Below are 13,352 nucleotides of genomic sequence, written 5' to 3' on the forward strand. Positions count from 1 at the left end.
ATGTTATCGAAAAAAGAAGTATTAGATCTAGAAAAAAAAGGTTATGACTTAGAGTTTATTTCTAGAATTCAGCCCCAGGGTGGATTTAAGCCGACGGAAGACAAAATTATCGCGGGTGACGGTGTCTATGCGACGTTACACGTCTATGAGCTGCCGAAAAATCCAGTTCCTTTTTGGCTTACCGCACTAATGGGGAACCGTAATACAGTAACAAAGGTTGATATCGCCCCTTTAGAAAAAGAACGAGCATTGAAGGATATCAACAATTCTTTGAATGAATATCGGGAACAAGCGTCAGAAGGACGTACACAAACTGATAGAAACGACGCCGCAGCTGAGTATCGATCGCTAGAGCGATACGCTTCAGAAATAAAGCAAGGAGGGGAGGTAACGAAATTAATCGACATCCGGATTTATTTGGTCGCCGATACACAAGAGGAACTTGACAAGGAATTCACTACTCTTCGAAAATCGCTCAAAGCTTCAGACTACAAAGTAGTGGCGTTTATCGGAAAACCGCTAACCGAATGGCTTGCCTTTTCCCAGAGTTATACTGAGCAACAGAAGATTTCTGGTGCAAGAGCAGGTCTCGCCGTCGGTACAACAGCAATCGGGGGAAGTTATCCATTCAATCATAAGTATCTTGTTGATCCCAGAGGGCAATATTTAGGACAAACAGATACGGGTGGGCCCTTCATTTATGATCCTTTTTACGTAACCAATGTACGTAAATCTTTCAGCTCCATGCTTTTAGGAAAACCAGGAATGGGAAAGTCAACCCTCCTCAAGTTGATTGAAGAAGGTTTGTTTGGAAGAAATACGTGTATCCGTGGATTTGAAAAAAATGGGGACTGGAAAAAAACGATCGGACACCAAAAGGGCAGAATCGTAGATTTGTCAGGAAGAGGCGGCATGTTAAATCCTCTTGAACCATTGGCTACAATTACGGATGAAACCGGAATGAAGGTCGATCAACTAAATAGTTATTTGCAACATCGAGCGAAATTCTTTAATCAAATTCGGTTCTTAAATCCGTTAATGCGTTCAGTGGATGTTCTTGATTTTGGAAAGATACTTGACGCTTTTTACATTGAAAAAGGACTCTTACCGAATGATTATATGACGGAAGAAAACCAAAAGAAAATTAATATCATTGGTTTAGATCCTAAGCAATACCCCATCATGAGTGAATTTAATGTCTTTCTAAACCAATATGTGAATAATGGCTATAAAGATCGAGTAACAAGTGTAAAAATGGTCGAAATGGAGAACTTTCTATCTGTTATTGACTCAATGACCAATCAATACGGATCAATATTCAATGGAACAACCTCATTTAAGAATCTTAATGATGAGCAAGTATTGTTTTTCGATATTGAAACGATCGGTCACTTTGATACAGAAATCTACAAGTGCCTACTGTTTACGGCCATGAATATTGTTTGGAATCAAGCATTGAACAACGGACGACGACAAAAAATCGCACTGGCGAACAATGAGATCGAGATCGATGATGTCGTCTTTTTTGCTTTCTTTTTGGATGAATGTCAGGAGATTCTTAGTCCAGACACTGTATTCGTAGTTAAGCAAGTTGTCAAGTTCTTAAAAGAAATGCGGAAGTTCTCAGCTGGTGCTTTCTTTGCGACACAATCGCCACAAGAATTGCTTCCTGAAAATTCTTCTGATGATTATATCTCAAAAATCAAACAAGTATTCGAATTGTGTTCAAGTAAGTTCTTCTTAGGGTTAGATGCTTCTGTTGCTGGAACGATGAAAAAAGCAATGGGCAGTCTTTTAACTGAAGGACAATACAATGATTTATCGTTGATGGAACAAGGAGAAGTATTTATTAATTTAGGTGGAGCTAATAACTATAAAATCACGACAGATCCAGACGAAAAACAATTGATACGATTTGCTGGAGGACATTAAGTTATGAAAGAAAAAGGGAAAAGCACTAATCAGTTAAATGAGTTTATTTTTAATTCTATTGATGAAATCAATCAATTTGGTCTAACAGTTCCAAAAAAAAACTCAAAAATGGTTGATAAAATATTTAAAACTCAGGAAAAAATAATTTTTGACTTTGGTATGATGCACTTTCAAACAGTAGAGAGCATCTATTTGTGTGAAGCAATTCCAATCCAATAATAGATCCTATCGACTAATTAATGGATTAAAGTAGAGGACAGGAGGGCATTGTGTTTAGGAAAATTTTACGAGTTATAACTGGTGAAGCAACGAAAAGAGAAAAAGTAATGCTCGCACTAAAGACTTTCGGAAGTTTGTTTTTTACGACCGGTGGTCTTTTTTTAGTGTTTATCTTTGTGTCGGTCACTATGATTATCTCCATGACCAATTCGACGAAAGACGAAGGGGTAGGCAGCATTCAAAATATTCCGGCGGATGTATTGAAGTGGGAGTCCTACTTTGTCAAAGAAGCACAAAAATACGACATTGTGGATCACGTACCCATACTCATGGCCATCACGACTGTAGAAACGGGCGGACGTTTACCAGACATCATGCAATCTTCAGAGAGCGCAGGATTGCCGATGAACACAATCGATAATGAACCCGATTCGATTGCTCAAGGAGTGAAACACTATGCAAATGCGTTACAGCTAGCCGAAGCCGTAGACACAGATAAATGGGCAGTTGTTCAAGCCTATAACTTCGGTACAAGCTATATCGGTTACGTATCGCAACGAGGAAAAAAACATACGATCGATTTAGCAGAAGCCTATTCAAAGGACGTGGTAGCTCCTTCTTTAGGCAATGTTTTAGGGAATACGTACCGCTATGTAAATGCTGTTTCAGAAGTGAATGGACGCCCCTACTTATATTGGAACGGCGGAAATTTCCATTACGTTGATTTAGTCAGGCAGTACCTAAGCCAAGGAGAAGTTGGTAGCAACGAAGGATTTATTTTGCCATTGAGTCCACCGCAGATAACTTCATGGTTCGGCACGCGTGTCTTAGGTGGAGTGCAAGAATTCCATCGAGGAATTGACTTTGGTCATCCGCAAGGAACACCGATAAAGGCAATCGCTGACGGTGTCGTCATTGCGTCTGAATATCATTACTCCTGGGGGAATTACGTCCGGATTGAACATGCTAACGGCTACTGTAGTTTGTATGCACACAATGTTTCAAACAATGTAAAAGTTGGTGATCAAGTGAAACAAGGTGACATTATCGGTCATGTAGGAAATACAGGAAATAGTTTTGGCGCTCACCTCCATTTAGAAATTTCAACGTCAAGAGATTTGTCAATCGCAAGCTTATTAGACCCAGCAGAGGTTTTGGGAATCAGTCAATGAAAGGAAAATAAAATGAAAGATAACGAGAAAAAGGTGGTAGGAATTGGAATAGGTGTAGGGGTAGTTATCCTAGCAATATTGGCTATGACAGGCTTTTTTAACACGAAGAATGAAGAAAATCCGAGTACTGTTGAGAGTAGCACCGGCGAAACAATTTCTTCCATAGCGCAAACTCAAACTACAGAAGATAGCACGCAAGAATCCTTACTAGAAGAAATACTAGGGGAAGAAAAAACAGAAGAATCAACAACCGAAAGTTTAGAAGTGATCCCAGAAGCAGATGTCGATAATGCGTATATCGAGTGGCAACAAAAGTCACAGTATGAACGAGAAATGAAGAAAGTGAACGAGGCATTCATTGCTGCTTATTATGGAAATTTAAAACCCAAAGAACGAAATGCCAAGCTGAAAGAGTTAGTCACGGAATCTGTTTTTGAGGAAGAAGAACTTCCTGAAAGTGGTCAAGTATTCCAACCACACATTGAAGATTTAGAAACTGAATCGATCGTTAAAACGGTTGATCATATCCAAGGTACAATAATCAATATACTTTCAATGAAAGTCGATAATGTTCCGCAAAAAATGCTTGTTACAGTTTCAATGGTTCAATCAGATGGGTGGGTAATTGATCAAGTAGGGTTCCAAATTATTCTTTCTAGTCAAGAGTAAGACCACAGAATAGAGAGGGAAAAGTGCAATGGAATTAAATGATATCGTCATTGTTTCAGATGAATTTGAAACAACGAACGGAGATTTATTTGGACAAATTGGGTGCGTTACAAGCATTAAAAAGGAAAAAAATTATCCGATTACGGTCACTTTTTTTCAAACAAATGACAGTGAAATATTTCATGAATCGGAACTAACTATACTGAATAAGGGGGATAGTAATGGAGGAAATTAAACGATTTAAACAAAAATATTTTGGTACAAAAAGCCAAGTATATTTCAAAACGCTGTTTGTTTTTCTCCTTTCCATAGTCGTAGTTTTTGTTCATGGCATGGCACAAAAATCTGATTTAGACTACCAAGAAGTTGAATTATTTGAAGAGCATTTGGTTCAACAAGGCACCTTGTCAGTTGTTAAAAAGGTGTTCAATGAAGAAGAAAATAGTTTCCGAATGGACTTATTTTTTGAACCAACGTCCCAATCAGTCGATGATTTGCAACGAAAAATTGAAGCTGATTTGGTGACAGATAAGAATCCAGAGGAACAAATAAAGGTAAAAGTTATTCCTGTTACGAGTCGCTACTTTGTATTAATGGCAGAAGGAATTGAACCAGACGCAGCAACTGTAAGGTTGGATATTTCTTATTATGCAACCCAAGAAATGAATCAATCCTTGAGATTTTATGTCTCAAAAGAGGAATCTAAGATGGAAAATGAGTCCATTTTAAATGCGGAAGAAAGCAAATTACAAATCGATTCAATTCAAAATGATATACGTATTCAGACGGTAATAATCGATGAAAGTGAAAAAAATAGTCAAATAATTAATCAAGATATTGCCCTTCGTTTAGATCAATATGAACAATTGACGGAAGAAAAAAGATTCCAAGTCGGAAGTGTTTTACAAGAAACAGAAGGTAAAATATCCACGATAAAAAGTACCATTTCAAATCTAAACGACCAATTAGAAACAGAAAAAGATTTGAGAAATGAGGCAATAGAACGTATTAAGTTACTAGAAAAAAGGATTGAAGAAATTCAAAAGTAAGTGTTCCATTTCCTTGACCCAATATCCCTTTATTGTAAGAGGTCCTATATAGGGTCTGGTCTTGGGTCCGGTATCTCATTTATGGTATTTTAGGGGTCCGGTCTTGGGTCTTTGCCATGGACCCGCTGCCCGCCCCCGCAAATTATGCAAAACGTTGTTATACCGCCTTTGTTGGGTGTGGGGGGTTAGCGCTCTTCGACCGCTAACCCCCCACACCCAACAATAATAAAATTTTGCAAATTTGATTACCGGCAATATGGTATAACAAAGCATATTTGCGGGGGCGGGCAGCTAAGATAAGAGAACATATAAAGAGTAAAAAAATAAAATAAATAGGATGAAAAAAATAAAAAATGGGTGTGGAAGAGAGAAAAATAAAGGGATAAGGTCAAGGTCAAAAGATCAACCCCCTCCCCCCAGTCTTGGGGGTCTCGAACTAACTCCCTCCGCCCTCTTTCAATCGTTGAAAGAGGGAACTTACAACTACCCCTAGCGCCAACGCCCCTTCACCAAATCTTGAAGGGGCTGTCTTAAAAACATAAAACCAAAAGAGATCGTCCGACTGATGATCAGATTGGCAAGCTATCTCGGTCGATTCATAAACCTGAATGAGATCATATGACTGATCATTGGATGTAAGTAAGAGTTTTAGTTCGAACCGTAACCCTAAAAGAGCGCAGTTAACTAAGTTTCAGTATGAGTAGAAATATGGTTCGAAAATAAAGAAGCGGAACCTCATTGCTAGTTCAATGATTTCCGCAGAATGGAGAAAATAGTTTCACTATTTTCTTTTTTTATTGGAAAGGTGAGGAAAAGTATATGTTGTTAAACAATCGACTTGAACTAACTGACAGAGATTTGATGATGCTTGAAGTTGTTAATCGATGGAGGATTGCACAACCGAAACATTTTTGTTCGTTACTTGGTTTTCCCTCAATTGAATATGTACGTAAAAGAATTCGTAAATTAGAATTAAATGGTTATTTGAAACGAGACTTGCGTCAAGGAAGGGAGGCGCAAATTTTCTCGCTAGGTACCAAAGGTAAAGATGTTCTTGAATTACAAAGTGTAGGAAAAGTGAGTGACGCGACAGTTCGCCATGAGTTGGGTGTGTTGACGTGTACTTGCTTTTTTCGCGAGTATTTTCCTGAAGCAAAATTAGACTACCATTCTATTATAACTGATCGAGATTTTCGAGTTCATGAATACAAAAAAGGTAACTATCATGGTTATGGAAAAATGAACCGAACGGGTGATTTAACATTCAAGGTAGAAAATGATTGGTGGATAGTTGAATTTGAGAAAGAGAAGAAAGACGCTTTTCGCTTACAGACGAATGTTAGTGCCAATAAAAACCGTGCTTACGGTCAAATTTGGGTTTATCCCAAAGTGAAAAGTTCGATTTATCACGGATTGTTAGAGGCAAAAGAGTACATCGGAATTGATGATGCTCAATTCAAATTACTCACTTTTGAAGAGGTTGAGAAGGTTTTAGAAAGACCATCAAAGCGTCTTGCGACTCTTTCTACTACACCTATCGATGCACTCATTGAGGAGTTCTATTCTTATTCTGAACACAGGGAAATGGACTTGTTCCATACCAATTATTAACTGAAAAGAAAGGTGAACGTATGTATCAAGATGTCGTTTTTGTTTGGCGAAGCCGATTATCAAAAGCAGGTATCGTCTTATGTTGTCTAGGAATATTTCTCTTTCCATTACCAGGATCACTTGCTTTGCTTTCGTATTTAATTTTTCAGGAATACTATGAAAAAAAGTCGTCAAAATTGATGATACTTACCTTGGGAGTTTTCCTTCTTGTGGTAAGTATCTTTTATTTGAATCAGAATCAAATGGTCCGAAGCTCAATGGGCTTGTTAAGTCTAATCTATACCCAACTAATTGCAAACCAAGATGGTTTTGCAAGTATGGTGGCATACGTCACAGCTGACGGATATTTTCGAGAACATTTCCTACCGTCAACAATTCAATGGATTTTGGGAATCAATCTTTTTGGTTGGGGTGTAGGAACGATGATAGTCAGTACAGGTTTACTATTACAAAAAAGTTCTTCAGAGATTCTCATGGATGAAACAGTTAAGCAGGAAACACGAAGAGAAGTTATGTTAAATAGTCGTGGCGGGATCAACTTTAATGACAAGGGACACGTTGGTACTTTTGGTTCTACTCGTACAGGGAAAACCGCGACTATCTTACATTATATTGAAAAATCAATTCGTGAAGGACAATTTACCGTCGTGATCGATGGAAAAGGCGGGACTTTAAATTACGATTTAAATATAGTTACCGAAAAATTAGCAAAGAAATATAATCGAAAAGTATATGTTATTAACCAATCAGAGATTTCTAAAACGAATCCGTACAATCCGTTTAAAGGAATTACTGAGACAGAATTAAAAGATTTACTCTCTAGTTTAACCGAGTGGTCCGAAGAACATTATCGAATTCAAGCACTTACCTATTGGCAAGTGATGGGACGTGTTATGCGAGCGGCCGAAATTCAGTTTAGCTTTCAAAGTATCATTAAGTATTCTGATCCGTCAAACTTTAAAAACTTAATTGAAGGACTGTATGGAAAAGAGATTATTTCCAAGGAATTATACAGTAGAGCGAAGCAAGTATTAGCTTCTTGTAAAGATACGGTCGTCCAAGCAATCGGTCGTTTAGCGATTTTTAACGATGGAGACGGCCGCTATCTTTTTGGACAAGATGGGTTTACTTTACGGCAAGCCTATGAGGAAGACGCAGTCGTTGTCGTGTACTTAAATGAATTCAAATACAGTGATTTTGCACGAAGTTTAGGAAAGCTGGTTGTCGCAGAGTACAAATTGTTTCTGAGTCAAAAAGCTGAAAGAGACGACCAAACAGAAGCCTTGTTAGTGATGGATGAATTGGGCGTTTATGTTGATGAATCCTTTGAAGCCTTGCTGAATAGAACCGCATCCTTTAGCGTAAAAACCATTGTAGCTATGCAAGTAATCGCTGATGTAAATAAAGTATCAGAAGAGTTAACGAAACAGATACTTGGTAATTTAACAAATTTTGTCATTCTACGGACAGATGATGATACGGCAAATGAACTATCAAAATTTATTGGAACTGAAAAACAAGTGAAACAAACGAGTCGAAGTAATGAGGAAGGAAATACCGGAGAAAGTTCGAATAATGTAGTAGATGAATTTGTAATCAATCCGAACAAAATCAAACGTCTTCCTAATCTTCATGGCTATTATTATTCCCACAATCGCCCAGGTGAACCCTCGAAGTTTGTTACAACCTTCGTAAAAACAGGAAAGGAGAAATCAACTAACGAAAATGAACGTAAGGTCCATAAAAAAAAGCCTGAAAGAATTGTTCTTTCAAAAAAATAAACTTGATTGGGTTTTGTTTATCGTCAGTTTGTGTTTATTGGTGGGTACTTCGTGGATTATAACGTATGCAGCTAACCATTTGTTGGACGTGCCTCCGTTTGAGAATATAGCTCAAAAAGTAAATCTATTCAGCATAATCGGAAGCCTAACGTGGGTACCAGTGATAGAGGAAATGATTTTCAGGAAATACTTAATTTCACTGCTACAAAGAATTTTTTCTTGGAAAATGAGTGCAGGAATTTCTAGTATCCTTTTTGCCATTCTTCATTGGCAAAAGAACTTTTTCCCATTTTTAATAAATGGCCTTATTTATTCATGGGCATTTAAAAAAAGTGGAACGATCGTCATGCCAATACTGCTTCATATGAGTTATAACTTTGTAGCAGTGATCACACAATTAATACAATAATATATCACAATCGATGGAGGAATAGATAAGGTGAAAGAAACAAGAGGAATATTGATCAATCAGAGGCTTGCTCAATTAAGGAAGGAGAGATTTTTAACCCTTGATGATGTGAGTAATATTTTTGAGCCACCGGTCAGTAAAGGAACAGTAAGCAATTGGGAAAATGGCCACCAATATCCTAGTAACAAAAGAATTGTAGCTTTATGTGATTTTTACGATGTAAGTATCGATTATCTTTATGGTCGAACAGAGGATCGAAATTTTACTAATGAAAATAATAAAAAAAACTCGTTGGAGATAGGATATGAGTAAAAAATGAATCTAGTTAATAAGATAGATGTATTGTAAAATAAGTTTTTTTGTTGCCCCGACACTCCGACCGCCACCACCGTTTACGGGGCAACAAAAAAAGGAAAGCAAGCTTTCCGGTTTTGGCATTTATGTAGTTTTTTTAGCAGTATCATGGTATAATCAGTATGTAAAGAGGAGTTGCGCTAACAACTCCCCTTATGACAGCACCGATTAAAGACGGTGGCGAATATAACTATATCAAAAAGAAATAGCTTGTCTGCTCGCTAAAGTGACGGCTATTTCTTTTTGTCGTTGTTTACTATCGCTAGAATACCAAAAATGATTGTTGCGATTAAAGAACCGAAACTAATCATTAAGGCAAGCGCTGTTTCAACAGGCAAAAGGCGTCTCCTTTCATAAGATTTCGGAAGTACGATCATACGCACCACCTCACTTTCGATTGGATAGCCACCGTCATTAAACTTTACTGTCACCTACTATTATACCATAAAAACCAGTGTGAATCCTTAAATCTAAGGCATTCATGCTGGTTTTTTGTTTGTCAATTAGACGTATTTCTTCCTTCGCTCCAACCGCCACCGCCGCTACGGAAGAAGCCATGTGTTTACTTCAGAAATTCAAAAGATAAAACCAGTTCAAAACCTTTCTCACGTCAGGCTGATGAACTGGTTTTTTCTTTGTCAATTTCCAAGTATCTTCCTTCGCTCTGTCTGTCGTCGCTACGGAAGAAGGCGTTTATGTTCGCTAGAAAGTCAAAAGAAGAAAGCGAAAGTTCAAAAGAAAAGAGAAGCGGAACCTCATTGACAAGCAATGATTTCCGCAAGAAGTAAGATTCCGCATGCGGAATCTTTTTTAGATTTTTAAAAATGTCAGGGCGATGGGCCTTTATTTCACCTTCTCGCTGTTGTTTTGTCTCATGTCGATCTGAAGCGCTGCTATCGGATTGGCGAGAGTGCTTATACACCTTCCGCATTCAGAAAAAAAGGGGCGGGAAAACTTTTAAGAAGCCCACTTAAAACTTTTCCCTACAGCACTCCCTTTTTTTCTGTCTGCTACAGGTGTATGGAACAAGCACGCCAAACCGCTATCAGCTCAGCTCGAAATGATCCAAGATCAAACAAAGCTAAGAGGAAAAGAATAAATAAAGGACCATTGACATTCTTAAAAATCAAATTCTTTTCGCCTCCCACAAATCGCTTGCTGAAATGAACTTTGGGGAACAAAAAACGACAAATAGGAGAGATTCGCATGGAAATAACTGCAAATAATATCAAAAGAAGTTTGAGAGAGCAAGGAATTAATACGAAAAACCTACGCATTCGGGTTGAAATGGTGGGCTACGGAAACACTTCTATCAGAGTAAAATTGCATGATTTAACGCTAGAAACGGAAACGATTCGTTACGAAATCCAAAAACAGTGGGGGAGCATTCGATATGACGAAAAAGTACAAGGTGAGATATTAGAGGGATGTAATACGTACGTGTTTTGTGAATATGAAGAGGAAGTCTTAGAACAAGCGATTAAAGAGAAATACGATCAAGCAGAAACCATTTATCGGCACTTAGAACAGCTAGACACATACAATGGCGAACAAATATTTGAAACAGAGAGCGTGAGAGCCGTTGCCTTTTTCAAAGATAAATTAATTTCATTAATGATGAAAGATCGTTCTAGTTCGATTCGATACCGCAGACACCCTATGAATAGTGTTTATGATTTAGCACATGCCCTTGTTTTACTAGAAACAATTGGTCATTTCGGCAAAATCTAAACTAAAGAATTAGGAAAGGAGACATACGAAAGGGTTCCATAACCCTTTCGTATCAGTCAAAAGATGAAGATATACGAGTGATGTCGTTAGTGAGATTAGTATAACAATGATTCAATTCATATTATTCTTTAGCATGCTTTTTATAAAATTTTAGACTTAAAAAAACAGAAAAGAGGAATTTATTATGATTAACAATGTAACTTTGGTAGGACGTTTAACAAAAGACCCTGATTTGCGCTATACGTCAAGTGGCAAGGCGGTAGCAGGTTTTACATTAGCAGTCAATCGAAGATTTACGAACCAGGCAGGACAGCGTGAGGCGGACTATATCCAATGTGTCATTTGGGGGAAATCAGCGGAAACCTTAGCAAATTATGCAAAAAAAGGTTCTTTGATCGGGATTGTGGGACGCCTTCAATCAAGAAGTTATGAAAATAACGAAAAACAACGGGTTTATGTGACTGAGGTTGTGGTTGAAACTTTCCAATTTCTTGAATCAAAAACAGCCAACGAACAACGGCAAAATAATCAACAAAACGATAATAGTGATCCAAACTTTGAAGGTGCAGCAATTGATATTTCAGATGATGATTTACCATTCTAAGATTAATGATTTAACTAAAAATGAAAGATCGGCAACCGCATATGCGGTTGCCGAATAAAGGAGAAAAGATGAATTATAGAAATGAGATTACGAAACGACTAAAAAATTTATCTGGCAAGCAAAATATATCTACAATTTTCTTTGATTGGGTTCACTTAATGGCATACACCATATCAAATAGTGTAGATAAAACACAATTTGATAGCCGAGAAGCTGATTATGTCGAGATAATCGGAAAATACACGAAGACGGAGAGTGATGTCTTTGTAAAATGTTTCTGTTTATTGGTACAAGCTTTTGATCGAAAAGTGACGGATTGGCTCGGTGAAATTTATATGGATCTCGAAATTAGTAACAAAGATTCCGGACAATTTTTTACACCCTATGAGATCTCAAGGTTAATGTCCGAACTAACTTTAACGGAAAATGAACCACTAATCGAAGAAAAAGGATGGATTGGTTATTACGAGCCAGCGTGTGGCGCAGGTAGTATGATAATCGCATTTACGCAGGCAATGGAACGTAAGGGATATAACTATCAACAGCAGCTACGTGTATTGTGTGAAGATATCGATGAAAATTGTCTGTTAATGGCGTATGTACAACTTTCATTACTTGGTGTAAACGCCGTATGTGAGGTAAAAGATTCGCTATCAAGAGAAAAATTTTCAACTTGGTATACACCCTTTCATATGATCAATCCAAAATACCTATTTTCTGAAAAAAACAGTGATCAAGAGAAAAAAATAAACCCACTGCTTCAGACAGAAAACAAATTAGAAGAAGAATGGACACTACCAACTGACGCCGAACAACTTGTTTTATTTTAATTAGTTTCATGGAGAGAAGAAGGACGCTGACGCTCCCTTCTTCTTTGCTAAAACCTAAATTAATAAAAAAGGAGAAAAAAAGTGAAGAAATTAAAGATTCTTATTACGACTTTAATTGGTTTGATTGGTTTATTTATAGGTAGTGAGATGATAAATGTCGATGTAGAAAACATGATCGAGTCTTTTATGATCCAAACCAATAGCCACCCGGTAAAAGAGCTTGGAGAAATTAAAATTGATGAGATAGAAAGCCTTGTACAAGTAAATGGTAATTATGCGAGTTTCACTCTAGAAGAATTGGAATTGACTAACGAACCCTGGCACACGTTATCGGATTTAGATTCAATGAACAGAGTTGGAGTTGCTGACGCCTTGCTACATAAAAGTATGATGCCTTCAGAACCAAGAGAGGATATCTCAATGATTTATCCGACTGGTTGGAATCAAAAGAAATTAGATAATGGTAATTGGCTTTATAATCGATCGCATTTACTCGGATTTCAACTAACAGGCGAAAATGCAAACTGGAAAAACCTATTTACTGGCACACAAGAATTAAATCAGATTCACATGGTCAAGTATGAGAATGAGATTGCGCAATACTTAAAGAGTACAAATAATCATGTACGTTATAGAGTAACACCTATTTTTATCGATACAGAGTTAGTCCCACGCGCTATCCAATTAGAAGCGAAGAGTATTGAAGACAAGCAGATAGATTTCAACGTTCTGATACCAAATGTACAGACTGGAATAATCATTGATTATTCAACAGGAGAAGCGACAAAAGAATAAGTAAAAAACAAGAGATCAAGATCAAAACCACAAGGCAAGTTCAAGGTCAAGAGCTTAAATTTCAAAGCGATTTTCAGCTCGTTCGTTCGATGTCTTGATTAAGCTCCATTTCTTCCCATACCACTGTTACCCTCAGCGTCACTGCTTATACACCTTCCGCATTCAGAAAAAAAGGGGCGGAAAAACTTTTGAGAAG

Annotated in this window: 15 protein-coding genes; 14 read left to right on the forward strand and 1 reads right to left on the reverse strand. The window is 37.5% G+C overall.

Annotated features, from left to right (window positions below):
• The 10 genes from ACH0AK_RS13815 (at nt 1) to ACH0AK_RS13860 (ending at nt 9,154) form a co-directional block, all read left to right on the forward strand.
• Nucleotides 1-1,932: a putative type IV secretion/conjugal transfer ATPase gene (locus ACH0AK_RS13815; protein ID WP_499797011.1), complete on the forward strand. Its 1,932-nt coding sequence runs from the start codon at nt 1-3 to the stop codon at nt 1,930-1,932.
• Nucleotides 1,933-1,935: 3 nt separating this feature from the next.
• Complete coding sequence (locus tag ACH0AK_RS13820; protein WP_499797012.1) at nt 1,936-2,151, forward strand: hypothetical protein; 216 nt, start codon at nt 1,936-1,938, stop codon at nt 2,149-2,151.
• Nucleotides 2,152-2,201: 50 nt separating this feature from the next.
• Nucleotides 2,202-3,323: a lysozyme family protein gene (locus tag ACH0AK_RS13825; protein ID WP_499797013.1), complete on the forward strand. Its 1,122-nt coding sequence runs from the start codon at nt 2,202-2,204 to the stop codon at nt 3,321-3,323.
• Between the two features lie 12 nt (nt 3,324-3,335).
• A complete protein-coding gene (locus ACH0AK_RS13830; RefSeq protein WP_301359770.1) occupies nt 3,336-3,992 on the forward strand; it encodes a hypothetical protein in 657 nt (218 codons plus the stop codon).
• A gap of 28 nt (nt 3,993-4,020) precedes the next feature.
• The gene (locus tag ACH0AK_RS13835; protein WP_207699735.1) at nt 4,021-4,227 is read left to right on the forward strand and encodes a hypothetical protein; all 207 of its coding nucleotides are present in this window, start codon (nt 4,021-4,023) and stop codon (nt 4,225-4,227) included.
• On the forward strand, nt 4,214-5,041 hold the full coding sequence (locus ACH0AK_RS13840; protein WP_301359772.1) for a hypothetical protein: 828 nt from the start codon (nt 4,214-4,216) through the stop codon (nt 5,039-5,041). The genes ACH0AK_RS13835 and ACH0AK_RS13840 overlap by 14 nt, the downstream gene beginning before the upstream one ends.
• 819 nt (nt 5,042-5,860) lie before the next feature.
• Complete coding sequence (locus ACH0AK_RS13845) at nt 5,861-6,652, forward strand: hypothetical protein (protein WP_499797016.1); 792 nt, start codon at nt 5,861-5,863, stop codon at nt 6,650-6,652.
• 209 nt (nt 6,653-6,861) lie between these two features.
• Nucleotides 6,862-8,433 carry a type IV secretory system conjugative DNA transfer family protein gene (locus ACH0AK_RS13850; RefSeq protein WP_499797017.1) on the forward strand — a complete coding sequence of 524 codons (1,572 nt, stop codon included), beginning with the start codon at nt 6,862-6,864 and terminating at the stop codon, nt 8,431-8,433.
• The gene (locus ACH0AK_RS13855; RefSeq protein WP_499797019.1) at nt 8,378-8,842 is read left to right on the forward strand and encodes a CPBP family intramembrane glutamic endopeptidase; all 465 of its coding nucleotides are present in this window, start codon (nt 8,378-8,380) and stop codon (nt 8,840-8,842) included. Before ACH0AK_RS13850 ends, ACH0AK_RS13855 begins: the two co-directional genes overlap by 56 nt.
• A 30-nt stretch (nt 8,843-8,872) precedes the next feature.
• On the forward strand, nt 8,873-9,154 hold the full coding sequence (locus ACH0AK_RS13860; RefSeq protein ID WP_207699898.1) for a helix-turn-helix domain-containing protein: 282 nt from the start codon (nt 8,873-8,875) through the stop codon (nt 9,152-9,154).
• A gap of 275 nt (nt 9,155-9,429) precedes the next feature.
• On the opposite strand, the gene comI is transcribed toward ACH0AK_RS13860, so the two are convergent.
• Complete coding sequence (comI, locus tag ACH0AK_RS13865) at nt 9,430-9,573, reverse strand: competence inhibitor ComI (protein ID WP_066026087.1); 144 nt, start codon at nt 9,571-9,573, stop codon at nt 9,430-9,432.
• 829 nt (nt 9,574-10,402) lie between these two features.
• Here comI and ACH0AK_RS13870 point away from each other — a divergent pair.
• From ACH0AK_RS13870 to ACH0AK_RS13885, 4 genes are all read left to right on the forward strand, one after another.
• A complete protein-coding gene (locus ACH0AK_RS13870) occupies nt 10,403-10,927 on the forward strand; it encodes a hypothetical protein (protein WP_301357556.1) in 525 nt (174 codons plus the stop codon).
• A 184-nt stretch (nt 10,928-11,111) separates the two neighbouring features.
• Nucleotides 11,112-11,531, forward strand: coding sequence for a single-stranded DNA-binding protein (gene ssb, locus ACH0AK_RS13875; RefSeq protein ID WP_499797020.1), 420 nt, complete (start codon nt 11,112-11,114; stop codon nt 11,529-11,531).
• A gap of 68 nt (nt 11,532-11,599) precedes the next feature.
• A complete protein-coding gene (locus ACH0AK_RS13880) occupies nt 11,600-12,361 on the forward strand; it encodes an N-6 DNA methylase (RefSeq protein WP_499797021.1) in 762 nt (253 codons plus the stop codon).
• Nucleotides 12,362-12,442: 81 nt separating this feature from the next.
• A complete protein-coding gene (locus tag ACH0AK_RS13885; RefSeq protein WP_499797022.1) occupies nt 12,443-13,156 on the forward strand; it encodes a DNA/RNA non-specific endonuclease in 714 nt (237 codons plus the stop codon).
• Nucleotides 13,157-13,352 lie beyond the last annotated feature (196 nt).

Origin of the sequence: Enterococcus pernyi, from assembly GCF_045371165.1 — a bacterium.
In the GTDB taxonomy this organism is placed as follows: Bacteria; Bacillota; Bacilli; order Lactobacillales; family Enterococcaceae; genus Enterococcus_B; species Enterococcus_B pernyi.